The organism is Luteimonas granuli (genome assembly GCF_007795095.1).
Lineage (GTDB): Bacteria > Pseudomonadota > Gammaproteobacteria > Xanthomonadales > Xanthomonadaceae > Luteimonas > Luteimonas granuli.
Genome location: NZ_CP042218.1, coordinates 2,873,390 through 2,899,374, shown reverse-complemented (window position 1 = coordinate 2,899,374; position 25,985 = coordinate 2,873,390). Strand labels below are relative to the sequence as shown.

General features: G+C 70.2%; 17 protein-coding genes and 2 pseudogenes. 13 read left to right on the top strand and 6 right to left on the bottom strand.

The genetic code is table 11. The features are described 5' to 3' along the window. The first annotated feature begins 30 nt into the window (after positions 1 to 30). The 9 genes and pseudogenes from FPZ22_RS13395 to FPZ22_RS13355 all read left to right on the top strand — a co-directional run bounded on the left by FPZ22_RS13395 (position 31) and on the right by FPZ22_RS13355 (position 9,295). On the top strand, positions 31 to 1,455 hold the full coding sequence (locus FPZ22_RS13395; RefSeq protein ID WP_144893755.1) for an aldehyde dehydrogenase: 1,425 nt from the start codon (positions 31 to 33) through the stop codon (positions 1,453 to 1,455). Positions 1,456 to 1,489: 34 nt separating this feature from the next. Continuing rightward, entirely contained in the window at positions 1,490 to 2,152 is a 663-nt protein-coding gene (can, locus tag FPZ22_RS13390; protein WP_144893754.1) for a carbonate dehydratase, read from the top strand. Between the two features lies 1 nt (position 2,153). Beyond that, entirely contained in the window at positions 2,154 to 2,591 is a 438-nt protein-coding gene (locus tag FPZ22_RS13385) for a RidA family protein (RefSeq protein ID WP_144893752.1), read from the top strand. Continuing rightward, positions 2,588 to 3,136, top strand: coding sequence for a 3-hydroxyanthranilate 3,4-dioxygenase (locus FPZ22_RS13380; RefSeq protein WP_144893750.1), 549 nt, complete (start codon positions 2,588 to 2,590; stop codon positions 3,134 to 3,136). Before FPZ22_RS13385 ends, FPZ22_RS13380 begins: the two co-directional genes overlap by 4 nt. 2 nt (positions 3,137 to 3,138) lie before the next feature. Then, positions 3,139 to 4,164 carry an amidohydrolase family protein gene (locus FPZ22_RS13375; protein ID WP_144893748.1) on the top strand — a complete coding sequence of 342 codons (1,026 nt, stop codon included), beginning with the start codon at positions 3,139 to 3,141 and terminating at the stop codon, positions 4,162 to 4,164. Between the two features lie 155 nt (positions 4,165 to 4,319). Next, positions 4,320 to 5,612, top strand: a complete 1,293-nt coding sequence (kynU, locus tag FPZ22_RS13370) for a kynureninase (protein WP_144893746.1) — start codon at positions 4,320 to 4,322, stop codon at positions 5,610 to 5,612. After that, complete coding sequence (locus tag FPZ22_RS13365; protein WP_144893744.1) at positions 5,609 to 7,003, top strand: FAD-dependent oxidoreductase; 1,395 nt, start codon at positions 5,609 to 5,611, stop codon at positions 7,001 to 7,003. The genes kynU and FPZ22_RS13365 overlap by 4 nt, the downstream gene beginning before the upstream one ends. Positions 7,004 to 7,109: 106 nt before the next feature. After that, positions 7,110 to 8,540: pseudogene (sbcB, locus tag FPZ22_RS13360) on the top strand (exodeoxyribonuclease I); the annotation flags it as partial. A 68-nt stretch (positions 8,541 to 8,608) separates the two neighbouring features. Continuing rightward, positions 8,609 to 9,295: a DUF2461 domain-containing protein gene (locus FPZ22_RS13355; protein ID WP_144893740.1), complete on the top strand. Its 687-nt coding sequence runs from the start codon at positions 8,609 to 8,611 to the stop codon at positions 9,293 to 9,295. A 100-nt stretch (positions 9,296 to 9,395) separates the two neighbouring features. On the opposite strand, the gene FPZ22_RS13350 is transcribed toward FPZ22_RS13355, so the two are convergent. The 5 genes and pseudogenes from FPZ22_RS13350 to FPZ22_RS13330 all read right to left on the bottom strand — a co-directional run bounded on the left by FPZ22_RS13350 (position 9,396) and on the right by FPZ22_RS13330 (position 19,173). Next, a complete protein-coding gene (locus tag FPZ22_RS13350) occupies positions 9,396 to 10,832 on the bottom strand; it encodes a flavin-containing monooxygenase (RefSeq protein ID WP_144893738.1) in 1,437 nt (478 codons plus the stop codon). A 344-nt stretch (positions 10,833 to 11,176) separates the two neighbouring features. Next, complete coding sequence (locus FPZ22_RS13345; RefSeq protein WP_144893736.1) at positions 11,177 to 12,085, bottom strand: 5'-nucleotidase; 909 nt, start codon at positions 12,083 to 12,085, stop codon at positions 11,177 to 11,179. Between the two features lie 42 nt (positions 12,086 to 12,127). Next, on the bottom strand, positions 12,128 to 12,913 hold the full coding sequence (locus FPZ22_RS13340) for an NAD kinase (RefSeq protein ID WP_144893734.1): 786 nt from the start codon (positions 12,911 to 12,913) through the stop codon (positions 12,128 to 12,130). A gap of 62 nt (positions 12,914 to 12,975) precedes the next feature. Beyond that, complete coding sequence (locus FPZ22_RS13335; RefSeq protein WP_144893732.1) at positions 12,976 to 17,862, bottom strand: NAD-glutamate dehydrogenase; 4,887 nt, start codon at positions 17,860 to 17,862, stop codon at positions 12,976 to 12,978. Positions 17,863 to 18,023: 161 nt separating this feature from the next. Continuing rightward, positions 18,024 to 19,173, bottom strand: a pseudogene (locus tag FPZ22_RS13330) (acyl-CoA dehydrogenase family protein). A gap of 209 nt (positions 19,174 to 19,382) precedes the next feature. Between FPZ22_RS13330 and FPZ22_RS13325 the strand changes: the two are divergent. From FPZ22_RS13325 to FPZ22_RS13310, 4 genes are read left to right on the top strand one after another with little or no spacing between them, the layout of a single operon-like run. Further along, positions 19,383 to 20,312 carry an ArsR/SmtB family transcription factor gene (locus FPZ22_RS13325; protein ID WP_144893730.1) on the top strand — a complete coding sequence of 310 codons (930 nt, stop codon included), beginning with the start codon at positions 19,383 to 19,385 and terminating at the stop codon, positions 20,310 to 20,312. Next, positions 20,309 to 21,385 carry a homocysteine S-methyltransferase family protein gene (locus FPZ22_RS13320; protein ID WP_144893728.1) on the top strand — a complete coding sequence of 359 codons (1,077 nt, stop codon included), beginning with the start codon at positions 20,309 to 20,311 and terminating at the stop codon, positions 21,383 to 21,385. The genes FPZ22_RS13325 and FPZ22_RS13320 overlap by 4 nt, the downstream gene beginning before the upstream one ends. Further along, a complete protein-coding gene (gene metH / locus FPZ22_RS13315) occupies positions 21,382 to 24,108 on the top strand; it encodes a methionine synthase (protein WP_425463006.1) in 2,727 nt (908 codons plus the stop codon). The genes FPZ22_RS13320 and metH overlap by 4 nt, the downstream gene beginning before the upstream one ends. A gap of 20 nt (positions 24,109 to 24,128) precedes the next feature. Beyond that, positions 24,129 to 25,316: an MFS transporter gene (locus FPZ22_RS13310; RefSeq protein ID WP_144893726.1), complete on the top strand. Its 1,188-nt coding sequence runs from the start codon at positions 24,129 to 24,131 to the stop codon at positions 25,314 to 25,316. 13 nt (positions 25,317 to 25,329) lie between these two features. On the opposite strand, the gene FPZ22_RS13305 is transcribed toward FPZ22_RS13310, so the two are convergent. Further along, positions 25,330 to 25,980, bottom strand: a complete 651-nt coding sequence (locus FPZ22_RS13305) for a DUF2058 family protein (RefSeq protein WP_144893724.1) — start codon at positions 25,978 to 25,980, stop codon at positions 25,330 to 25,332. Positions 25,981 to 25,985: the final 5 nt, after the last annotated feature.

Sequence of the window (25,985 nt, the reverse complement as noted above, 5' to 3'; positions counted from 1 at the left end):
GACCCGTGCCCGCGCGGGTAAGCTAGCGGCATGCGACGCCATGCACACGTGATCGGCAGCGGGACCCGCGACGCCGCCAGCGGCGGCTGGCGCGACGTGTTCGATCCGGCCACCGCGCGTCCCGTCGCCCAGGTGGCCGACGGCGACGCCACCGACGTCGAGGCCGCCGTCGCCGCCGCGGGCGAGGCCTTTCCCGCCTGGTCGGCCCTGCGCAACAGCGAGCGCGCACGACACCTCGAGATCCTGGCCCAGGCGCTGCATGCCCGGCTGGACGACTTCGCCCACGCCGAAGCGCTGGACGGCGGCAAGCCCTATGCGCTGGCGCGCGACGTCGAGATCCCGCGCGCAGTGGCCAACCTGCGCTTCTTCGCCCATGCCGCCACCCAGTTCGCGAGCGAGTCGCACCACGGCGAGGCCGGCCTCAACTACACCCTGCGCCAGCCCCTGGGCGTGGTCGGCACGATCTCGCCCTGGAACCTGCCGCTGTATCTGTTCACCTGGAAGATCGCGCCGGCGCTGGCGGCGGGCAACACCGTGGTCGCCAAGCCGTCCGAGGTCACGCCGGCGACGGCCACGCTGCTGGCCACGCTGGCGCTGGAGGCGGGGCTGCCCGCCGGCGTGCTCAACGTCGTGCACGGCGGCGGCCCGGAGGTGGGCGAGGCGATCGTCCGCCACGAGGCGGTGAAGGCGATCTCGTTCACAGGCAGCACCGTGGTCGGCAGGCGCATCGCCGGCATCGCCGGACCGCTGCTGAAGAAGGTCTCGCTGGAGCTCGGCGGCAAGAACGCCACGATCGTCTTCGCCGACAGCGACTGGCGCGACCAGCTCGACACCATCGTCCGCTCCGCCTTCCAGAACAGCGGCCAGGTCTGCCTGTGCGGCTCGCGGATCCTGGTCGAGCGCGCGGTGTACGCGGAGTTCCGCGACGCCCTCGTCGAGCGCGTGCTGGCGCTGCGCCCGGGCGACCCGATGGACAGCGATGCCACCCTCGGCCCGCTGGTCTCGCAGGCGCATTTCGACAAGGTGACCGCGGCCATCGCGCGCGCACGCGACGAAGGCGGCCACCTGCTGTGCGGAGGCCACGCGCTGGACCGCCCCGGATGGTTCGTCGCGCCGACGCTGATCGAAGGCCTCGGCCCCGAGTGCGCGACCAACCGCGACGAGATCTTCGGTCCCGTCGTCACCCTGCAGGCCTTCGACGACGACGGGCACGCACTGGCCCTGGCCAACGCCGGCGACTACGGCCTGGCGGCCTCGGTCTGGACCCGCGACCTCGGACGCGCCCACCGCTTCGGCGCGCAGCTCCGCACCGGCATCGTCTGGATCAACACCTGGCTGATGCGCGACCTGCGGACGCCCTTCGGCGGCATGGGCCAGTCCGGCCTCGGCCGCGAGGGCGGGCTGGAGGCCATGCGCTTCTTCACCGAGCCGCGCAACGTCTGCATCGCGACCTGAGCGCGGCCCCTCTTTCGCAATACACGGAACCCCAATGCACCGAATGCACGACCTCCTCGAACGCAACCGCATCTGGTCCGAGCGCGTCGAAGCCGAAGATCCCGGTTTCTTCGCCCGGCTGTCGAAGATCCAGCATCCGAAGTACCTCTGGATCGGGTGCTCCGACTCGCGGGTGCCCGCCAACCAGATCATCGACATGGCGCCGGGCGAGGTCTTCGTCCACCGCAACGTCGCCAATGTCGTCGTGCACACCGACCTCAACTGCCTGTCGGTGATCCAGTACGCGATCGACGTGCTCAGGGTCGAGCACATCCTGGTCGTGGGCCACTACGGCTGCGCCGGCGTCGGCGCCGCGCTCACCACCCAGCGCGTGGGCCTGGCCGACAACTGGATCCGCCACGTCAAGGACGTGAAACACAAGCATCGCGTCATCATCGAGGCCATCGACAACGACGAGATCCGCCACGACCGCCTGTGCGAGCTCAACGCGCTGGAGCAGATGATCAACGTCTGCGAGTCCACCGTGGTCCGCGAGGCCTGGGCGCGCGGCCAGGAGCTGGCGGTGCACGCCTGGGTGTACTCGCTGCGCAACGGCCGCGTGCACGACCTCGGGCTGTCTATCGACTCGCCCAACGCGCTGCCGGAACAGTACGACCCGGCGCTCCAGCGCATCCGCGACGACCGCGAGGACCGCTGAGTTGGCCGGCCGGGTCGTCCACGCCAGTGCCGCGCCGAAACCGGTGGGCGCCTATCCGCACGCGCGGCGCGTGGGCGACCTTCTGTTCCTGTCGGGCATCGGTCCGCGGGATCCGGCCAGCGATGCCATCCCAGGCAACGAATACTTCGCCGACGGCCGCGTGCGCGCCTACGACATCACCGCCCAGGCGCACGCCGTGCTCGCCAACGTCCGCGCGGTGCTCGAGGCCAGCGGCGCACGCTGGGAGGACCTGGTCGACGTGACCGCCTACCTCACCGACATGGCGCGGGACTTCAAGGCCTGGAACGCGGTGTGGGCCGAGTACTTCCCCGACCCCGCCACCGCGCCCTGCCGCACCACGCTGGGCATCACCGCGCTGCCGACGCCGATCGCGATCGAACTCAAGTGCGTCGCGGCCCTGAAGGGAGACACGCCATGATTCCCGCGCCCCTCAACTTCCGGAAGTGGATCGAGGACAACCGCCACCTGCTGAAGCCGCCGGTGGGCAACAAGTGCATCTACGACGGCGAGTTCATCGTGATGGTGGTGGGCGGGCCGAACGCGCGCACCGACTACCACTTCGAGGAGGGCCCGGAGTGGTTCCACCAGCTGGAAGGCGAGATGGTGCTGCGCATCCAGGAGGACGGGAAGGTGCGCGACATCCCGATCCGCGCCGGAGAGACCTTCCTGCTGCCGCCGCGGGTGCCGCACTCGCCGCAGCGCGCCGAAGGGTCGATCGGCCTGGTGATCGAACGCCGCCGCCTGCCGCACGAGGACGACGGCTTGATGTGGTTCTGCGAGAGCTGCAACGAAAAGGTCTACGAGGAGTTCTTCCACCTCGAGGACATCGAGCAGGACTTCTTCCGCGTGTTCGAGACCTTCTACCGCAGCGAGGCGCTGCGGACGTGCAAGGCCTGTGGGCACCTCAACCCGCGGCCGACGCGATACGAGATGCAGGCGGATTCGCAGGCGGACATCACCTGACCATGCTCAAGATCGACATCCACGCCCACTGCCTGCCCCGCGACTGGCCCGACCTGGCGCGCAAGTACGGCGACGAGCGCTTTCCCGTCATCCACCACACCGAGGACGGCCGCCACCGCATCTATCGGAACGGGCGCTTCTTCCGCGAGATCTGGTCGAAGACCTGGGATCCGCAGGAGCGCATCGACGACTACGCCAGCTTCGGCGTGCAGGTGCAGGTGATCAGCACGGTGCCGGTGATGTTCAGCTACTGGGCCAGGCCCCACCAGGCGCTGGAGCTGCACCAGGCGCTCAACGACCACATGGCCGACACCTGCCGCGCGCACCCGCGCCACTACGCCGGCATCGGCACGGTGCCGTTGCAGTCGCCCCGGCTGGCGGTGCAGGAACTCGAGCGCTGCATGGACCAGCTCGGCCTGCAGGGCGTGCAGATCGGCTCGCACGTGCAGGTCTCGGCGGATACGCACTGGAACCTCGACGCGCCGGAGCTGTTCCCCTTCTTCGAGGCCGCCGCCGACCTCGGCGCGGCGATCCTGGTGCATCCCTGGGACATGATGGGCACCGACACCATGCCCAAGTACTGGCTCCCCTGGCTGGTCGGCATGCCGGCCGAGCAGTCGCGCGCGGCCTGCTCGCTGGTCTTCGGCGGCGTACTGGAACGGCTGCCGAAACTGAAGATCTGCATGGCCCACGGCGGCGGCAGCTTCCCCTATACCATCGGCCGCATCGAACACGGCTTCAACATGCGGCCGGACCTGGTGGCCACCGACAACCCGCGCAATCCGCGCGAGTACCTGTCCCGGCTGTACTTCGACTCCTGGGTGGCCGACGAGCGCGCGCTGCGCTACCTGATCGACACCTGCGGCATCGACCGCGTGATGCTGGGCACCGACTACCCCTTCCCGCTGGGCGAACAGGTCCCCGGCGCCGGCATCGACGCCCTGGGGCTGGACGAGGCCGGCCAGGCACGCCTCTACCACGGCACGGCGCTGGAATGGCTGGGTCTTCCGCTGTCGCGCTTCGCGTGACTTCTGTTCTTGCCACGGATGAACGCGGATCCGTACGGATTTGCACGGATAGAGCGAAAGCCATCCGGAATCGGCCGAGTCCCACTGATCGTCTTCGCCTTATCCGTGCAAATCCGCGTCCCTCCGTGTAGATCCGTGGCAAAAGAGGCTCTTCAATGACCGACCCGTACACCGACCAGCACGCCGAAGCCCTGGATGCCGCGGATCCGCTGCGCGGGCTGCGCGGCGAGTTCCACGTGCCGCGGCACGGGGACGGCGAGCAGGCCTACTTCGTGGGCAATTCGCTGGGCCTGCAGCCGAGGTCGGCGCGGGCGCACGTCGAGGACGTGCTCGACAAGTGGGCCGCGGAAGCGGTCGAGGCGCACTTCACCGGCACCACGCAATGGATGCCCTACCACGCCCTGCTGCGCGAGCCGCTGGCGCGGGTGGTGGGCGCCGAGCCCTCCGAAGTGGTGGCGATGAATTCGCTGACCGCCAACCTGCACCTGATGCTGGTGAGCTTCTACCGGCCCACCCGCGAGCGGCCCGCGATCCTGATGGAGGCCGGGGCGTTCCCGTCCGACCGCTACGCGCTGGAGTCGCAGCTGCGCTTCCACGGTTTCGATCCCGCGACCGACCTGATCGAGCTGCAGCCCGACCTCGCCGAGGGCACGTTCTCGATGGAGGCGATCGCCCGCGCCATCCGGGAGCACGGTCCGCGGCTGGCGCTGGTGCTGTGGCCCGGCGTGCAGTACCGCAGCGGGCAGGCGTTCGACGTGGCGGCAATCACGCGGCTGGGCCATGCCGCCGGCGCGGTGGTCGGCTTCGACCTGGCGCATGCAGTGGGCAACCTGCCGCTGCGGCTGCACGATGACGGGCCCGATTTCGCGGTCTGGTGCCACTACAAATACCTCAATGCCGGGCCCGGCGCGGTCGGCGGCTGCTTCGTGCACGCGCGCCACGCGCGCACCGACCGTCCCCGCTTCGCCGGCTGGTGGGGACATGACGAGGCCACGCGGTTCCGCATGGGCCCCGACTTCGATCCGACGCCGGGCGCGGACGGGTGGCAGCTCAGCAATCCGCCGATCCTCGGGCTGGCGCCGCTGCGCGCTTCGCTGGAGCTGTTCGACCGCGCCGGCATGGAAGCGCTGCGCCGAAAGTCGGAGTCGCTCACCGGCTACCTCGAGACGCTGATCGACGCGCGGCTCGCGGAGACGCTGCGCATCGCCACGCCGCGCGATCCCGCGCAGCGCGGCGCGCAGCTGTCCCTGCGGGTGCTGGAAGGCCGCGGCCTGCGCGGCCGCGAGGCCGGACGGTCCCTGTTCGAATCCCTGTCCGCACAAGGGGTGCTAGGCGACTGGCGCGAGCCCGACGTGATCCGGATCTCGCCGACGCCGCTGTACAACAGCCACGCCGACGTGCTGCGCTTCGTGCGCGCCACCGAAGCCTGGCGCGAGGGCCGGGCATGAGCGCCGCTGCAAGCGGAGAGCAGCCGGCGCAGCGCGAAGCGACCATCGTCGGCGCCGGCCTGGCCGGCGCGCTGATGGCCACCCTGCTCGCCCAGCGCGGCTGGAAGGTCGAGGTCTACGAAAGCCGCGGCGACCCGCGCATCCACGGCTTCGCCGGGGGGCGCTCGATCAACCTCGCCCTGGCCGAACGCGGCCTGCACGCGCTGCGCGCCGCCGACGCCGACCGCGACGTGCTGGCGCAGGCGGTGATGATGCGCGGGCGCATGGTGCACCCCGCGGACGGCGGCACGCCGCAGCTGCAGCGCTACGGACGCGATGACAGCGAAGTGATCTGGTCGGTCAGCCGCGGCGAGCTCAACATCACCCTGATCGATGCCGCCGAGGCCGCGGGCGCGACGCTCCACTTCGACCGGCGACTGGAAGCCGTGGACTTCGCGGCGCAGCGGGCGTTCTACCGCGGTGGCGGCGGACTCCACCGCGTCGGCTTCCAGACCCTGATCGGCTGCGACGGCGCGGGCTCGACCCTGCGCGCGCAGATGCGCCAGCGCGCCGACCTCGGCGAACGCATCGACTGGCTGGGGCACGGTTACAAGGAACTGGAGATCCCTCCCGCCGCCGACGGCGGTTTCCGCATCGAGCCGAACGCACTGCACATCTGGCCGCGCGGACGCTATATGTGCATCGCCCTGCCCAATGACGAACGCACCTTCACCGTCACCCTGTTCATGGCGATGCAGGACGAAGGCAAGGGCGACCCGAGCTTCGAGACCGTGCCCGACGCGACCGCCGCGCGCGCCCTCTTCGAGCGCGACTTCCCGGATGCGCTGCCGCTGATCCCCGAGCTCGACCACGACTTCGAGGCCAATCCCATCGGCACCCTGGGCACGCTCTACCTGGACCGCTGGCACCTGGGCGGCCACGCGGTGCTGATCGGCGACGCGGCGCATGCGATGGTGCCCTTCCACGGCCAGGGCATGAACTGCGCCTTCGAGGACTGCGTGGCGCTGGCACGCCATCTCGACGCCACGCCCGACCTCGCCACCGCCTATGCCGCCTTCGAGGCCGAGCGCATGCCCGACGCCGCCGCCATCCAGAAGATGGCGCTCGACAACTACATCGAGATGCGCGACCTGGTGGACGACCCCGGCTTCCTGCTCCAGCGCGAACTGGAGCTGGCGCTGCAGGCACGGCACCCGACCCGCTTCATCCCGCACTACGCGATGGTCACCTTCATGCGCATCCCCTACTCGCTGGCGCTGGAGCGCAGCGAAGTCCAGCGCGGGATCCTGGAGGCGGCGACGCAGGGGGTGGCGTCGGTGGCCGAGGTCGACCTTGAGGCGGTGGACCGGGAAGTCCTGCGTTCCTTGCCGCCGCTGGCCGATATCCCATGATTCCCCCCATCCCCCCTGCAGGAGCGGCTAGAGCCGCGATCGGCGTGGGTCGCATCCTGGATCGCGGCTGTATCCGCTCCTGCAGGGCTTTTTCGGGGGTGTTGGTGTGAGCGGGAGCTTCCTGTTCTACGACCTGGAGACCTGGGGCACGGACCCGCGGCGCACGCGGATCGCGCAGTTCGCTGCCATCCGCACCGACGCGGAACTGAACGGACTCGGCGATCCGATCGAGTTCCTTGTCCGTCCGGCCGACGACCTGCTGCCTTCGCCGGGCGCGTCGATGGTCACCGGGCTGGCGCCGCAGGATGCCTTGCACACCGGACTGTCCGAGGCCGAGGCCTTCGCGCGCATGGTCGAGGAGATGGGCCAGCCCGGCACCTGCACGCTCGGCTACAACTCGCTGCGCTTCGACGACGAGTTCGTGCGCCACGGGCTGTTCCGCAACTTCCACGACCCCTACGAGCGCGAGTGGCGCAACGGCAACTCCCGCTGGGACCTGCTCGACGTGATGCGCCTCGCGCACGCGCTGCGGCCGGAGGGCATCATCTGGCCCGTGCGCGAGGACGGCGCAACCTCGTTCAGGCTCGAGCACCTGGCGGAAGCGAACGGCGTGCGCATGGGCGACGCGCACGAGGCGCTGTCCGACGTGCGCGCGCTGATCGGTCTCGCACGGCTGTTCCGCAGCTCTCAGCCGCGGCTCTGGGATTACGCGCTCGCCCTGCGCGACAAGCGCCACGTCGCGGGCCTGCTCGATCCCTTCGCGATGAGGCCGGTCCTGCACGTCTCGCAGCGCTACCCGGCGGCGCGGATGTGCGCGGCGGCCGTGCTGCCCTTGGCGCAGCATCCGCAGATCGGCAATCGAGTGATTGTCTACGACCTGGACGCCGAGCCCGACGACCTGCTGGCGCTGTCGCCCGACGAGATCGCCGACCGTCTTTACGTCCGCGCCGCGGACCTGCCCGAGGGCGTGGCGCGCGTGCCGCTGAAGGAAGTGCACACCAACCGTTCGCCGGCGCTGGTGCGCTGGGACCACCTGCGGCCGGCGGACTTCGAGCGCCTCGGCCTCGATCCGGCCATCGCCGAATCGCGCGCCGCGCGCATCCGCGAGCAGGCTCCGCTCATCGCCGAGAAAGTCCGGCAGGTCTTCGCCCGCGAGCGCGACGAACGCGCACCGCCCGACGTCGACGCCGCGCTCTACGGCGGCTTCCTCGGCGACGGCGACAGGGCCCGGCTGGCGATGGTGCGTGCCACGCCACCGGGGCAACTGGGCATCCGCGACTTCGGCTTCCAGGACCCGCGCCTGCCGGAACTGCTGTTCCGCTATCGCGCCCGCAACTGGCCCGACACGCTCGACGCGGCCGAGCGGGCACGCTGGGACGACTACCGCCGCCGGCGCCTGTGCGACGACTCGGGCCTGTCGGAATGCAGCTTCGACGCCTATTTCAACGACATCGCGCAGCTGCGGGGCGAGCACGCCGGCCGCCTGGCGCTGCTCGACCGCCTCGAAGCCTGGGGCCGCGAACTCGCGGCGGACCTCGCTCCGGCGGACGCGACTGCCGGCGCAGGCGATGGCGACCCGCTACCCCACGCTTCCTTTTCAGATCCATGACCACGTACTTCAGCGACAGGGCCTTCCGTTTCCTGCGAGCGCTCGCGCGCCACAACGAACGCGCCTGGTTCCATGCCCACAAGCAGGACTACGAAGCGCACGTGCGCGACCCGCTGCAGCGCCTGGTCACCGACCTGCAGCCCGACCTCGCCGAGGTCAGCCCGCACTTCCGCGCAGACCCGCGCACCGTGGGCGGATCGCTCTACAGGATCCAGCGCGACACCCGCTTCGCCAACGACAAGCGGCCGTACAAGACCTGGCAGGGCGCGCGCCTGTTCCATGCCCGCCGCAAGGAGCTGGCCTCGCCGCTGTTCTACCTGCACATCGAGCCGGGCAACTGCTTCGTCGCCGCCGGCCTGTGGCGTCCGGAATCGCCGACGCTGCGCCAGCTGCGGCAGTTCATCGTCGACAACCCTGCCGGCTGGAAGGCGGCCGCCCATGCACCCGCCTTCCGCCGCCGCTACGCGATGGACGACGAGGACATGCTGGTGCGCCCGCCGCGCGGTTTCGCCGCCGACTTCCCCTTCCTCGACGACCTGCGCCGGCGCAGCTTCGTGGCCTGGCGCGCGCTCGATGACGACATCGTCACTGGCGCGCGGCTGCGGGAGGTGCTGGCGAAGGACCTGCATGCGCTCGCGCCCTTCATGGATTACCTGTGCGCGGCACTGGACCTGGAGTTCTGACCCCGGGTTCGCCCGCCGCATCCGTGGGCGATCCCATGGCGGGCCGCCGTCCCGGCCAATCCCCGGGACGGGTGCCGGCGAGGAGGCCGGCACCCGGGATTCAGGCGCGGCGACGCACCGGTTCCGCGGGGAGTCCGGCCGTCGCCGCCACCGGCGCGGGCGGTCGCCTTGGCTCCGGCTGCTCCTCCAGATCGCGGGAATCGTCGAGGAAGGCCTGCAGCGAGTCGTCCATCGCCTCCATCCAGCGCGTGTGGTGCGGCGGCGCGAGCGTGCCGGTGATCGTCGAGCGGTAGCTCCGGTTGCGGTAGCCGAGGATGTCCTCGCGCTTGTCGCGCTGCCACTGCTTGAACATCTCCGCGACCTCCTCGATCGCGAAGTCCGGGTAGTCGCTGCGGTCGACCAGGTCGCGCACGTAGGCGGCCTGGAAGTCGATGTCGTCGTCGGAGCCGGCGCAGGCGTTCTCGCGCGCGAACCAGGCCTCGCTGTCCGCGCGCATGGCCTCGGCGTCGGGCAGCGCGGTGCGGCCGAGGATCACGTCGCGCGCGAGCCAGGCCTGGGCGTCGAACATGTTGAAGGTGTAGTACTGGTCCTGCATGCCCAGGTAGACCAGCCTGGGGTTGTCGATCCAGAACACGCCCTTGTACAGGTCCTGCGGATACAGGCGGTTGCTGGTGCGAAGCGTCAGGTCGTCGGGCAGGAACGGGAAGTGGTGCTGGTAGCCGGTGCACAGGATGATCGCGTCCACGTCCTGGCTGCTGCCATCTATGAAGTGCGCGGTGTTGCCCTCGACGCGCGTGAGCAGCGGACGCTCGCTGAAGGCGTCCGGCCAGTCATAGCCCATCGGAGCGCTGCGGTAGCTGAAGGTCACCGACTTCGCGCCGTACTTGTAGCACTGGGTGCCGATGTCCTCGGCCGAATAGCTGCTGCCGACCAGCAACAGGTCCTTGCCGGTGAATTCGCAGGCGTCGCGGAAGTCGTGCGCATGCAGGACGCGGCCGGGAAACTGCGACAGGCCCTCGAACGCGGGCGCGTTGGGCGTGGAGAAGTGGCCGGTGGCGACCACGACCCAGTCGAACTCCTCGCTCACCATGCGGTCCTCCTCCAGCTCGCGCACGGTGACGGTGAACTTTCCGGTCTCCTCGCTGTACTCGACCGAATGCACGGCGGTGTTGAACCGGATCTGCTCGCGCAGGCCGCTGCGTTCGATCCGGCCCATGATGTAGTCGCGCAGCACCGGCCGTGGCGGGTACGAAGCGATCGGTCGGCCGAAATGCTCCTCGAAACTGTAGTCGGCGAACTCCAGGCATTCCTTCGGTCCGTTCGACCACAGGTAGCGGTACATGCTGGCGTGCACCGGTTCGCCGTGCTGGTCCAGGCCGGTGCGCCAGGTGTAATTCCACATCCCGCCCAGGTCGGACTGCTTTTCGAAACAGACGATCTCGGGGACGTCGGCACCCGCGCGGCGGGCGGCATCGAAGGCTCTCAGCTGGGCCAGGCCGCTGGGGCCGGCGCCGAGGACGGCGATTCGTTGGGTCATGTGGTTTGTCATCTCCTTTCACGGCGCGCCGATCGAGGCGCGGCCAGGCGCGAAACGTCGCGCGTCAACGCGCCGGCCAGGGCGTCGGGTGGACATCCGGAAGGCGCACGGAAGCCCGGCGTCAGCGGGCTGCACCCGATGGACCGCTGGAAGACTCGTCGGGCGTCCCGACCGGAGCGTGGCTCCGTTCCTGCCGTATCGGGCATGGCGTTCCCGCGCGCGCGGGCCGCAGGCGGCCGCATGGCCGCGAACTTCGGATCGAACAGAAGCGGATGGCGGCAAAATGCGCGGAACGGCGGCGATACTAGCACAGCCGCCGTCGCGGCCCGGGGCCGGACCCCGGTTCAGCCTGAGTTCGACACCCCGTGCGGGACATGGCCGGCGGCGACATGCTGCCGGGCGGAGTCGATGTTGTGCTGCGAATCGTCGAAGAAGATGTCGGCGCCGAAGACGTCGAGGAACGGCCCCTTGGGGCGACCGCCGAGGAACAGCGCCTCGTCCAGGCGCACACCCCACTCGCGAAGCGTGCGGATCACGCGCTCGTGCGCCGGCGCCGAGCGCGCGGTGACCAGCGCGGTGCGGATCGGCGAGGCTTCGCCCGGCGGGTAGGCCGCCTGCAGGTGGTGCAGCGCATCGAGGAAGCCGCGGAACGGGCCTCCGGAGAGCGGCTCGCGTGCGCGCTCGAGTTCGTGGCGGTGGAAGGCCTCGATACCGGCCTCGCGCGAGACCCGCTCACCCTCGTCGCCGAAGATCACGGCATCGCCGTCGAAGGCGATGCGCAGCTGGTCGTGGCGGTGCGCCGGCGCCTTGGCCGGGAGGATGGTCGCCGCGGCCACGCCGTTCTCGAGCGCCGCGCGCACCGAGTCCGGATTGGCCGACAGGAACAGCTGGGCTCCGAACGGCCGGATATAGGGCCAGGTCGGCTCGCCCGAGGTGAAGGTGGCGCGCGCGATCGCCAGGCCATGGTGCTGGATGGAGTTGAAGATGCGCAGGCCGGTGTCGGCCGAGTTCCGAGAGAGCAGGATCACCTCCACCCGCGGCGCGTCCGGCGCCGCACCCGCGTTGAGCGCCAGCAGCTTGCGCACCAGCGGGAAGGCGATGCCCGGCTCGAGGATCTCGTCCTCGTTGGCGCGCTGGTGCTCGGCGTAGGCATCGATGCCGTCGCGCTCGAACAGCGCGTGGCTGGCCTCGAGGTCGAACAGCGCCCGCGAGGAAATGGCGACGGTCAGCGGCGGCAGGATGTCGGAAGGCATGCGGCGAGTATGGGCGACGACCGTCGCAGGCGGCGAGACGACTCAGGTCTCGAACTGCTCGCTCAGGATCCGCTCTTCCAGGTTGTGTTCGGGATCGAACAGCAGGGTGACCGTGCGGTCGCGCGACTCCTGGATGGTGACCTCGACCACGTCGCGCACCTCGTGCGAGTCGGCCGTCGCGCTGACCGGCCGCTTGTAGGGGTCGAGAACGCGGAAGCGCACCACGGTATCGGCCTTGAGCAGCGCGCCGCGCCAGCGCCGCGGCCGGAACGCCGCGATCGGCGTCAGGGCCACCACGCTGCAGCCCAGCGGCAGGATCGGGCCGTGGGCGGAGTAGTTGTAGGCGGTGCTGCCGGCGGGCGTGGCCAGCATGACGCCGTCGCAGACCAGCTCGTCCAGCCGGACCTGGCCGTTGAGTTCGACCGAGACATGCGCCGCCTGCCGCGTCTGCCGCAGCAGCGAGACCTCGTTGTAGGCCAGCGAACCGACGGTGGCGCCGGACTCCGTGGCGGCGACCATCTCGAGCGGCCGCAGCACGGCGGGCTCGGCCGCCTCCAGCCGCGCCATCAGGTCGGGCAACGTGCCTTCGCGGCCCTGGTAGTGGTTCATCAGGAAGCCGACCGTGCCCATCTTCAACCCGTAGACCGGCTTGCCCAGCGCTCCGTGGCGGTGGAGGGTCTGCAGCATGAAGCCATCGCCCCCCAGCGTGCAGAGGATGTCCGCCTCGTCCGGCGGGCACTGGCCATGGCGCCCGGTGAACCGGGCGAGTGCGGCCTGGGCATCGGCTGCGGGACTGGCGAGGAAGGCGATGCGCGGCGATCCGGTCATGCCCGCAGCATACCGGAGCAAACCCCTTCCCCCGCAAGGCGGGGGAAGGGGATGCCCGCGCCTCAGCCCGCGCTGGCGAGCTGGCCGAGCCTGCGCACGGCCACCGACGCGGTCGGGTAGTCCAGGGACTTCTGGGCCGCGAGTTCGGCGAGCATGGCGAGCGTGAACTTCAGCGCGGGGTCGTCGCGACCGATCCACTGGGCGACCTTGGCGTCGGCATCGCGGCCGGGCATCGACAGCACCTGGCCGGCCAGGGCCCGGTGCTGTGCGGCCAGCTCGTCGCGCAGCGCGCCATGGGCCACCGCGTGCCAGCGTCCGTCCACCGCCAGGGCATCGATCTGTTGTACGAGCCACGGCAGGCCGAGCGCGTCGGCGAGGCGGAAGTGCACCCGCGCGACCTCGTCCGGCTTGCGCTTGCGCTCGCGCGCCAGTTCGATGATGTCGGGGCTGGACTCCAGGTAGGGCAGCGCCGCCAGCTGGCCGGCGAGCTCGGCGGGCATGCCCTTCGCACGCCAGTCGGCCAGCGACTGCTCGTAGGCCGGACGCTGCGCCGCGGTGAGGATGCCCTCGCCGCTGTAGATGGCCTGGAAGCCGTCGTGGTAGCGCTCGACCGCGCTGGTGATGGTCGGCAGGGCGCCGGGCCGCGCCAGCAGCCAGCGGGTGAAGGAGCGTTGCAGCGCCCAGATCACCTGCAGGGCGTCGATCTGCACCGACTCCGCCACCTTGCCGTCGAGCGCATCGATCTGCGCCCACAGCGAACGCGCCTCGATGGTCTCGCGGGTCACCGTGAACGCCTTGGCGACCTCGGCCGGGGTACGCCCGCTGTCCTCCTGCATGCGCAGCAGGAAGGTCGCGCCCATGCGGTTGATGGTCGAGTTGGTGACCGCGGTGGCGATGATCTCCCGCTTCAGGCGGTGCTGCTCCATCGCCTTCGCGTATTTCGCCTGCAGCGGCTGCGGGAAGTAGCGCTGGAGCTCGCGCGACAGGTACGGATCCTCCGGGATGTCGGAGTCGAGCAGCTGCTCGAACGCGACCAGCTTCGAGTAGGACAGCAGCACCGCCAGCTCCGGCCGGGTCAGACCCTGGTTGCGCGCCTTGCGCTCGGCGAACTCGGCGTCGCTGGGCAGGTACTCGATCTGGCGGTCGAGCTGGCCGCGCGACTCCAGCACCTGGATGAAGTGCTGCTTGGACCCCAGGCGCGGCACGCTCATCCGCTCCATCAGGCTGATCGCCTGGTTCTGGCGGTAGTTGTCGTGCAGCACGAGGCCGGCGACCTCGTCGGTCATGGCCTTGAGCAGCTTGTTGCGCTCCTCCAGCTTCAGCTTGCCCGCCTGCACCTGCGCGTTGAGCAGGATCTTGATGTTCACCTCGTGGTCGGAGGTGTCGACGCCGGCGGAGTTGTCGATGAAGTCGGTGTTGAGGATCACGCCCGCCTGCGCGGCCTCGATGCGGCCGCGCTGGGTCATGCCCAGGTTGCCGCCCTCGCCCACCACGCGGCAGCGCAGTTCGCCGCCGTTGACGCGGATGGCGTTGTTGGCGCGGTCGCCGACGTCGGCGTGGGTCTCGGTGCTGCCCTTGACGTAGGTGCCGATGCCGCCGTTCCAGAGCAGGTCGACCGGCGCCTTCAGCACCGCCGACATCAGCTCGTTCGGGCTCATCGTGGTCACGCCGTCCCCGAGGCCCAGCGCCTCGCGCATCTCCGGAGACACCGCGATCGACTTAGCGCTGCGCGGGAACACGCCGCCGCCCTTGCTGATCAGGCTCTTGTCGTAGTCGTCCCAGCTCGAGCGCGGGACCTTGAACAGGCGCTGGCGCTCCTTGTACGAGGTCGCCGAATCGGGGTTCGGGTCGATGAAGACATGGCGGTGGTCCATCGCCGCCACCAGGCGGATGTGCTTCGACAGCAGCATCCCGTTGCCGAACACGTCGCCGGACATGTCGCCGATGCCGGCCACGGTGAAGTCCTGCTTCTGGGTGTCGTGGCCGAGAGCGCGGAAGTGGCGCTTGACCGACTCCCAGGCGCCGCGGGCGGTGATGCCCATGCCCTTGTGGTCGTAGCCGACCGAGCCGCCGGAGGCGAAGGCGTCGTCGAGCCAGTAGCCGTAGTCGCGGGCGATGCCGTTGGCGATGTCGGAGAAGGTCGCGGTGCCCTTGTCGGCGGCGACCACCATGTACGGATCCGGCGCGTCGTGGCGGACCACGTTCGCCGGCGGCAGCACCTCGCCCTCGATGCTGAGGTTGTCGGTCAGGTCCAGCAGGCCGCTGATGAAGCGGCGGTAGCAGGCGATGCCCTCGGCCTGGATGGCGTCGCGGTCGCCGCCCACCGGCGGGCGCTTGACGATGAAGCCACCCTTCGAGCCGACCGGCACGATCACGGTGTTCTTCACCATCTGCGCCTTCACCAGGCCCAGCACCTCGGTCCGGAAGTCCTCGCGGCGGTCGGACCAGCGCAGGCCGCCGCGGGCCACCGGGCCGAAGCGCAGATGGGTGCCTTCGACGCGCGGGCCGCAGACGAAGATCTCGCGGTAGGGACGCGGCTTCGGCAGGTCCGGCACCAGGGCCGAATCGAACTTGAACGCGATGTAGTCCTTCGGTGCGCCGTCGGCGCCGACCTGGTAGTAGTTGGTGCGCAGCGTGGCCTCGATCACGCCGACGTAACCGCGCAGGATGCGGTCCTCGTCGAGGCTGGCCACGCCCTCGAGCAGCTCCCTGATGGTGGCGTGCGCCGAGGCCATGGCGGCCTTGCGCCCCTTCTCCGCCACGGCGGGATCGAAGCGGGCCTCGAAGAGCGCGACCAGGGCACGCGCCAGCCGCGGATAGCGGGCGAGGGTCTCTTCCACATAGCTCTGCGAGAACGGCACGCCGACCTGAAGCAGGTACTTGCAGTACGCACGCAGCATCGACACCTGGCGCCAGCCAAGGCTGGCGGCGGCGATCAGGCGATTGAAGCCGTCGTTCTCGGCGTCGCCGCGCCAGAGGCTGGCGAAGCCCTCCTCGAACAGGGTCGCGTCGGGCTCGGCGCCGCCGATGACTTCGACCTCGAAGTCCTGGATGTAGGCCACGCGCACGCGGGCGTCGGGCGCGGTGTTCTCGAGCCGGTGCGGGTGCTCGGCGATCACGCGCAGGCCCATGTTCTCCATCATCGGGAGCACGTCGGAGAGCGGGATGTCGTGGCCGGCGCGGTAGAGCTTGAGGCGCAGCACGCCTTCGCCCGGCTGGTGGAGCGCAGCGCGCTGCAGGCTCAGGCGCAGGTCGTCGGCACCGGAGAGCGCATCCAGGCGGCCCACGTCGCCCGCGGCGACGGCCGGCGTGGCGCGCTCGATGTACTGCACCGGAAGCGCACGGCCCCAGCCCGATGCCAGGGCCAGGCCGCGGGCCTCGCCGTGGGCGGCGATCAGCGCCTCGCGCAGGTCGTCCTGCCAGTTGCGGACGATCGCCGCCAGCTGCGCCTGCAGCGCGGCCTCGTCGACCTCGACCGCCTCGCCGGTACGCGGTCGCACCAGCATGTGCAGCTGGGCCAGCGGCGACTCGCCGAGGCTGACGTTGGTGTCGACGTGGTCGGCTCCCAGCACATCCCTGAGCATCGCCTCCACCCGCAGGCGGACCTCGGTGTTGTAGCGGTCGCGCGGCACGTAGGCGAGCACGGAATAGAAGCGGCCGTAGTGGTCGCGGCGCAGGAACAGGCGGCTGCGCACGCGCTCCTGCAGTCCGAGGATGCCACTGGCCACGCGGTGCAGTTCGGCGCTGGAGGCCTGGAACAGCTCGTCGCGCGGCAGGGTCTCGAGGATGTGCTTGAGCGCCTTGCCGCTGTGGCCGGTATCGATCAGGCCCGAAGCGGCCATGACCTGCTCGTGACGGTCGCGCACGATCGGAATGTCCCAGGGGCGGCGGTTGTAGGCGCTGGAGGTGTAGAGACCGAGGAAGCGCTTCTCGGTCGTTGCCTTGCCGCTCTTGCCGTCGAAGCCGAGCACGCCGATGTAGTCCATGTAGCCCGGACGGTGGATCGTGGAGCGGGCGTTGGTCTTGGTCAGGATCAGCGGCTCCACCGCGCGCTCGGTGCGCTGCGCGCCGACCGTGCTCAGCAGCCGCGGCTTGCCGACGTCGCGGCCGCGCAGCAGGCCCAGGCCGCTGCCTTCCACCGCCTGCAGGACCTCGTCGCGGCCCTTCTTCACCACCTCGTACTCGCGGTAGCCGAAGAAGGTGAAGTGGTTGTCGGCGGCCCAGCGCAGGAAGGCCTGCATCTCGGCGCGCTCGGCGTCGGACACCGGCATCGACGCATCGGCAAGGCCGTCGGCCACCTCTTCCATGCGCGCCCGCATTTCCTTCCAGTCCTCGACGATCATGCGCACGTCGCCCAGCACGCCGTGCACGGCGGCCTCGATGCGGGCGCAGCCTTCCGGCGACTGGCGGTCGATCTCCAGGTGCATCAGCGATTCGGAGGCGCCCTCGCCCACGGACTGCAGCCTGCCGCCGCGGTCGCGCTTCAGCGCCACGACCGGATGGCCGAGCACGTGCACGCCGACACCCAGCTCGGCCAGGGCCATGGTCACCGAGTCGACCAGGAACGGCATGTCGTCGTTGGCGATCTGCAGCACCGTGTGCTGGCTTTCCCAGCCATGGCCGGCCAGGGTCGGGTTGAACAGGCGCACGCTGGCCGTGCCCGGCTTGCGCTTGCCGAGGAAGGCGAGGAAGTCGGTGGCCAGGGCGGCCCAGCCGTCGGCGTCGTGCAGCCCGATCTCGTCCTCGCCCATGCGCCCGTAGAAGGCGGACGCGAAGGCGACGGCGTCGTCGGCGCCGGCCTTGCCTGCGCGCCTGCGCACGGCGGCGATGACGGGATCGAGCAGCCTGGCGTCGCGCGCGGCTGCGCCGCGCTCGCCGGCCGCGGACTTGCGGGCGCCGGCCTTGGTGGTGGCGGTGTTTGCAGGGGCCTTCTTGCGTGCAGTGCTCATGTCGGTTTCCGGATGCAATGAGGCCCGCGCACAGGCACGGGCCGGGAGGGCATGGTCGTCAGGAACGGAGGGCCGCCGGGGCGCCGGCGCCCGTGGTCGGGACCGGCTCGGAGTGGCGGAGGTGGCAGATGGCGGGCACGGGCTGCACCGGCGTGTGAACGTCAGCGCAGCCCGGTCTCATGCCGGGCGATCACCAGTCGCTGGATCTCGCTGGTCCCCTCGTAGATTTCGGTGATCTTGGCGTCGCGGGAAGTAGCGCTCGATGGGCATCTCCTTCGAATAGCCCATGCCGCCGTGGATCTGCAGCGCCTGGTGGGTGATCCACATCGCGGCTTCGGACGCCACCAGCTTGGCGATCGCGGCCTCGTTGCTGAAGCGCTGGCCCTGGCCCTTGGTCCAGGCCGCGCGCAGGGTCAGCAGCAGGGCCGCGTCGAGCCTGCACTTCATGTCCGCGATCTTGGCCTGGGTCATCTGGAAGGTGCCGATCGGCGCGCCGAAGGCCTTGCGCTCCTTCACGTACTCGATCGTGGCCTCGTAGGCGGCGCGGGCGATGCCGATGGCCTGGCTGGCGATGCCGATGCGCCCGGCGTCGAGCACGCCCATGGCGATTTTGAAGCCCTCGCCCTCCTGGCCCAGGACCTCGTCGGCCTTCACCACGTAGTCGTTGAACTCGATTTCGCAGGTGGCCGAGGCGCGGATCCCGAGCTTGGGCTCGGTCTTGCCGCGGCTGAAGCCCTCGCGCGCGGTATCGATGACGAAGGCGGTGATGCCGCGCGCGCCCTTGTCCGGATCTGTCAGGGCGAACAGCACGATGTACTTCGCCACCGGGCCGGACGTGATCCAGCTCTTCTTGCCGTTGACCACGTAGCTGCCGTCGGCCTGCTTCACGGCGCGGCAGCGCATGGCGGTGGCGTCGGAGCCCGACTGCGGCTCGGTCAGCGCGAAGGCGCCGATCTCGCGCCCCTCCGCGATGGCGCTCACGTAGAGCCGCTTCTGCTCCTCCGTGCCGTGGGTGAGGATGCCGTTGCAGAACAGCGAGTTGTTGACCGACATGATGGTGGAGTGAGCGGCATCGCCCGCGGCCACTTCCACCATGGCCAGCACATAGGCCACCGGGTCCATGCCCGCTCCGCCGTACTCGACCGGCACCTCGATGCCCATCAGGCCGTTCTCGCCCAGCAGGCGGATGTTGTCGAGGGGGAACTCGCCGGTCCGGTCGTGGTGCTCGGCGCTCGGCGCGATCTTCTCCCGCGCGATGCGGCGGGCCACGTCCTGGATCATCAACTGCTCTTCGGTAAAGCTGAAATCCACGCGCTGCTCCGGGGGTTCGCGCCGCACGCGGGCGCGGCGACCGATGGAAAGACCCGTATTCTAGCCTGCCCGCCATCGAGCATCGACAGGCGACGGCACGTCGACGTCCCTCTTGATGTCGCGTTGCAGCATGCACACCGACCGCCACGCTTGACCCGCCCGGCACCCGCGCGGAGAATGCATCGCTATATCGCGATGCGAAGATATATATGGACCTCGAAGCCTGGTCGAACCACCTCAAGGTGCTTGCCGACGCCACCCGGGTGCGTCTGTTGGCGCTGCTCGACGGCGAGGAACTGACCGTCGCCGAACTCTCGGCCATCACCCGCCTCGCCCAGCCACGGGTCTCCACCCATCTCGCCCGCCTCAAGGAGGCCGGGCTGGTGCGCGACCGTCGCGCCGGTGTCTCCGCCTACTACCGTTTCGACGAGGACCACCTCGACCCGGCGCAGCGCGCGCTGTGGCAGACCCTGCGCGACGGCAGCGACGATCCGCTGCTGCGCCAGGACGCCGAGCGCGTGGCCGGCGTGCTGGCCATGCGCGCCGCCGACCAGAACTGGGCGGACTCGGTGGCCGGAGACATGGAGCGGCACTATTCCCCCGGCCGCACCTGGGAGGCCATGGCGCGCTCGGCCCTTCCCCTGCTCGAGACCGGCGACGTGCTCGACATCGCGTCCGGCGACGGCGTACTGGCCGAACTGCTGGCGCCGCACGCCCACCGCTACGTCTGCATCGACGCCAGCCCCCGCGTGGTGGCGGCCGCGCGCGAGCGGCTGAAGCGCTATCGCAACGTCGAGGTCCACGAGGCCGACATGCACGCCCTGCCCTTCGACGACGGCAGCTTCGACCTGGTGGTGCTGATGCACGCCTTGACCTATGCCGGAAAGCCGGCCCAGGCCGTGGCCGAGGGTGCCCGCGTGCTTCGGCCCGGCGGCCGGCTGCTGCTCACCAGCCTGGCGCGCCACGGCCACCGGGCGGCGGTCGAGGCCTTCGGCCACGTCAACCTCGGCTTCACCGACAGGGAGCTGCGCCGTTTCGTCGACAGGGCCGGCCTCGTCCTGCAGTCCTGCGAAACGGTCACCCGCGAGAAGCGCCCGCCGCACTTCGAAGTCATTTCGCTCATCGCAGGCAAGCCATGAACCGACACCCCTGGCTGTACCCCGCGCGCGTGGCGCTCCTGGAGGCCGCACTCGCCGAACGCATCCTGGTCATCGACGGCGCCATGGGCACGATGATCCAGACCCACCGCCTGGACGAGGCCGACTACCGCGGCGCGCGTTTCGCCAACGGCTACGACCAGGAGCACCCCGGCGACGGCCGCGGCCACGACCTCAAGGGCAACAACGACCTGTTGAGCCTGACCCGGCCCGAGCTGATCGCCGGGATCCACGCCGCGTACCTCGAGGCCGGTGCCGACCTGGTCGAGACCAACACCTTCAATTCCACCGCGGTCAGCCAGGCCGACTACGGTCTGGAGCATCTGGTGCGCGAGCTCAACCTCGAGGCCGCGCGGCTGGCACGCGCGGCCTGCGACGCGGCGGAGGCCGCGACCCCGGACCGCCCGCGCTTCGCCATCGGCGTGATCGGCCCCACAAGCCGCACCGCCTCGATCAGCCCCGACGTCAACGATCCCGGCTTCCGCAACACCTGCTTCGACGCCCTCCGCGAGGACTACCGAGTGGCGATCGACGGACTCATCGACGGCGGAGTCGACGTCCTGATGATCGAGACCATCTTCGACACGCTCAACGCCAAGGCCGCGCTGTTCGCGATCGGGGAGGCGTTCGACGCCCGCGGTGCGCGGCTGCCGGTGATGATCTCGGGGACCATCACCGATGCCTCGGGGCGCACGCTGTCCGGGCAGACCGCGGAGGCCTTCCACATCTCGATGTCGCATGCCCGACCGCTGGCCATGGGCCTGAACTGCGCCCTGGGCGCGAAGGAGCTGCGGCCGCACGTCGAGACCCTGGCGCAGGTGGCCGACTGCTTCGTCAGCGCCCACCCGAACGCCGGCCTGCCCAACGCCTTCGCCGAGTACGACGAGACGCCGGAGGAGATGGCCACGATGCTGGAGGAGTTCGCGCGCTCGGGCCTGCTCAACCTGGTCGGCGGCTGCTGCGGCACCACGCCGGCCCACATCCGCGCCATCGCCGACGCGGTCCGCGGCCTGCCGCCCCGCCGGATGCCGGCGCCATCGGGAGCAGCGGCGTGAGCACGCGGGGCCTGCCACCGGCCGCCGCCGAGACGCCGGCGCACTCCGCGCCGCGGTACACCCGCCTCTCGGGGCTCGAGCCGCTGGTGATCACGCCGGAACTGCTGTTCGTCAACGTCGGCGAGCGCACCAACGTCACCGGCAGCGCGAAGTTCAAGAAGCTGATCAAGGAGGACCGCTTCGAGGAAGCGGTCGAAGTCGCGCGCCAGCAGGTCGCCAACGGCGCCCAGATCCTCGACGTCAACATGGACGAGGGCCTGATCGACTCGGCGAAGGCGATGACGCGCTTCCTCACGCTGATCGCCTCCGAGCCCGACATCGCGCGCATCCCGGTGATGGTCGACTCCTCGAAGTGGGAGGTGATCGAGGCCGGCCTGAAGTGCCTGCAGGGCAAGGGCGTGGTGAACTCGATCTCGCTCAAGGAGGGCAAGGAGCCGTTCGTCGAGCACGCGCGCAAGGTGCTGCGCTACGGCGCCGCCGCGGTGGTCATGGCCTTCGACGAGGACGGCCAGGCCGACACCGCGGCGCGCAAGGTCGAGATCTGCACCCGCGCCTACCGCATCCTGGTCGACGAGGTCGGGTTCCCGCCCGAGGACATCATCTTCGACCCGAACATCTTCGCGATCGCGACCGGCCTCGAGGAGCACGACAACTACGCGGTGGACTTCATCGAGGCCACGCGGACCATCAGGGCGACGCTGCCGCACTGCCACGTCTCCGGCGGCGTCTCCAACGTCTCGTTCTCCTTCCGCGGCAACGAGACCGTGCGCCAGGCGATCCACTCGGTGTTCCTGTACCACGCGATCCGCGCCGGCATGGACATGGGCATCGTCAACGCGGGCGCGATGCCGATCTACGACGAACTCGACCCCGAACTGCGCGACCACGTCGAGGACGTGATCCTCAATCGCCGCCCCGATGCCACCGAGCGTCTGCTGGCGCTTGCGGAACGCTACAAGGGCAGCAAGGGAAAGAAGCAGGAGGAGGACCTGTCCTGGCGCGGCAAGGACGTCCGCGCGCGCCTGAGCCACGCGCTGGTCCACGGCATCGACCAGTACGTGGTCGAGGACACCGAGGAGGCGCGTCTGCTCTCCCCGCGCCCCCTGGACGTGATCGAAGGCCCGTTGATGGACGGCATGAACGTGGTCGGCGACCTGTTCGGCGCCGGCAAGATGTTCCTGCCGCAGGTGGTGAAGTCCGCGCGGGTGATGAAGAAGGCCGTGGCCTGGCTGCTGCCCTTCATCGAGGCCGAGAAGCTGCGCACCGGCGATACCGGGAAGAACAACGGCAAGGTGGTGATGGCCACCGTCAAGGGCGACGTCCACGACATCGGCAAGAACATCGTCGGCGTGGTGCTAGCCTGCAACAACTTCGAAGTGATCGACCTCGGGGTGATGGTGCCGGCACAGAAGATCATCGACACCGCGGTCGCGGAGAACGCCGACATCGTGGGCGTCTCCGGGCTGATCACGCCCTCGCTGGAGGAGATGGGCCACGTCGCCCGCGAGATGCAGCGGCAAGGGCTGACGATTCCGCTGATGATCGGCGGCGCCACCACCTCGCGCGCGCACACGGCCTTGAAGATCGACCCGCACTACAGGTCGCCCACGGTCTGGGTGAAGGACGCCTCGCGCGCGGTCGGCGTGGCCCAGTCGCTGGTCTCGACCGAGCTGCGCGGACCTTTCGTGGCCGCCAACGAGGCCGACTACGCCGAGATCCGCCAGCGCCACCGCAACCGGGGCGACGCCAAGCGCCTGGTGCCGCTGGACAAGGCGCGCGGGCAGCGTTTCGACGGCGGGTGGGACGGCTACGTACCGCCGGCACCGGTGAAGCCCGGCATCACCGCGTTCGACGACTATCCGCTGGCCGACCTGGTCGGGATCATCGACTGGACACCGTTCTTCCAGGCCTGGGAGCTGGCCGGGCGCTTCCCGGCCATCCTCACCGACGAGGTGGTGGGCGAAGCGGCCAGCGAGCTGTACCGCGACGCGCGCGCGATGCTCGACACCATCATCGCAGAGAAGTGGCTGACGGCGAAGGCGGTGTTCGGCCTCTTCCCCGCCAACAGCATCGGCGACGACGTCGAGCTGTACCTGGACGGCGTCGTCACCGTCCCCTTCCTCCGCCAGCAGGTGGACAAGCCGGTGGAACGCCCGGACTTCTGCCTCGCAGATTTCATCGCGCCGAAGGACTCCGGCCTGCAGGACTGGATGGGCATGTTCGCGGTCACCGCGGGCATCGGCATCGAGCCCCACCTCGAGCGCTTCCGCGCCGACCACGACGACTACCGCGGCATCCTGCTCAAGGCGCTGGCCGACCGCCTGGCCGAAGCTCTGGCGGAACACCTGCACCGCCGGGTGCGCACGGAGTACTGGGGCTACGCCCCCGACGAGGCGCTCGACAACGAAGCCCTGATCGCCGAGGCCTACCGCGGCATCCGCCCGGCGCCCGGCTACCCGGCCTGTCCCGACCACAGCCCGAAGGAACAGCTGTTCCGCGTGCTAGACGCCACCGGAAACGCCGGCATGGAGCTGACCCACGGCTTCGCGATGCTGCCGACGGCGGCGGTCTCCGGCTACTACTTCAGCCATCCGGGCAGCAAGTACTTCGTGGTCGGACGCGTAGGCAAGGACCAGGCGGCCGACTATGCCCGGCGGCGGGGCGTGGCCCTGGCCGACGTCGAGCGCTGGCTCGCCTCGAACCTCGACTACGATCCCGAGTAGTCCCGGCCGACCGCAGTCCGATGGCCGAGGATCACCGCCCCGTCGCGACGGCCGCGCCCGTGCTGCGGCTGTCGAGCTTCTACTTCACCTATTACGCCGCGCTGGGCGCGTTCACGCCGTACTGGGCGCTGCACCTGCAGTCGCGCGGCATGGGCATCACCGCGATCAGCGTGATGATGGGCCTGTGGTACGCCACCCGCGTGGTGGCACCGGCGGCCTGGGCGTCGCTGGCGGCCGCGTCGCCGAAGCCGATCCGCTGGCTGCGCATCGGCAGCGTGCTGACGGTGGCGAGCTTCGCCTGCTTCCTTCCCGGACAGCCGGAATGGACCCTGTTCGCGGTGATGGTGGCGTTCTGCTTCTTCTACAACGCGGTGATGCCGCAGTTCGAGGCGATCACGCTGGGGCACCTCGGCGCGGACGCGCACCGCTACGGCGCGATCCGCGTCTGGGGCTCGATCGGCTTCATCCTCGTCACCACGTCCTTCGGCTGGCTGATCGAGCGCCATGGCGCGGGTCCCCTGCCCTGGGCGATGCTGCCGCTGTTCGCGCTGATGGCGGTGAGCGCGTTCGCCAACCGCGACGCGGGCCACGCCGGTCCCCGCGGCCCCGCGGGCACCGGCTTCTGGAAGATCGCGCGCCGGCCCGCCGTGGCGGCGTTCCTGGTCGCCTGTTTCCTGGAGCAGCTCTCGTTCGGCCCCTACTACACCTTCTTCTCGGTCTACATGGATGGCCTGGGCTATCCGACCTCGACGCTCGGACTGATGTGGACGGTGGGCGTGGTGTTCGAAGTCGCGGTGTTCTTCACCATCTCCGCGTTCTTCCGGCGCTGGGACCCGAGCTGGCTGCTGCTGGGTTCGATGGCCAGCGCGGTGCTGCGCTGGTGGGCGACCGCCCTGTGGCCGGAGAACATACCGGTGATGCTGCTGGCGCAGGCCACGCACGCGCTCAGCTTCGCGGCGTTCTTCGCGTCGGCCATGCAACTGCTGGCCAGGCACTTCCCCGGCGCCCTCAACGGCCACGCGCAAGGTCTGTTCTATGGGTTTTCCTCGGGAGCCGGCGGCGTCCTCGGCGCCCTGATCGCCGGCCAGCTCTGGCCCTACGGCGACGGCCGCGTCGCGTTCCTCGCCGCCGGCTGCTTCGCCCTGGCCGGCTGCGTGATCGCCTGGATCTGGGTCGTGCCGCGGCGCGGCCGCTCCGATGGAGGATGACGAAGCTTCCGCCTCACCACACCAGGTCGTCCGGCACCTGGTAGCGCGGGTCCGAGTACGGATCGTCGGCGGCCGGGGCGTCCGGGTCGACCTTCAGCGCGACGCATGCGGGAAAGAGGGCTTCGGCCTCGGCCAGGGTGGCGGCCGTGACCAGGAGATAGCGGCCGCCAAGCTGGACCACGCCCAGTTCGCCGGCGTTGAGCGCGCGCAGCTGCTCCCCGGTCACGTGCACCCGCTTGATCCTGCCGCCGTATTCGAAGTGACGGGCGTGCTCGGCATCGGCCGCGTTCAGGCCCTTGCCCTCCAGCAGCGCGGCGAGCTTCGCCTGGGCCTCGCGGCGCAGGCGCGCGGCCTCCTGCTTCTCGCGTTCGGCCCGGATGCGCTCGTCCTTCTCGCGCTGCGCACGGATGGCGTAGGCCTTGGCGAGGTCGATGTCATCCTCCGTGCGCGGGCCGCGCCCGCGCGGGCCGCCCGGGTGCTTCCCGCCCTTGCCGGCCGCGCCCTGGCCGGCCATACCCTTGCCGATGGCGCCCCTGCCCGCGCGCGGGCCGCCCTGCCCCTTGCCTCCCGGCGCTTCGCCGCGACGAGGGCCCTTGTGCCTGTCCACGGCCGGGCTGGGCTTGAAGCCCAGGCCAAGAAGCTGGTCTTTCAGGGAATCGCTCATGTCGT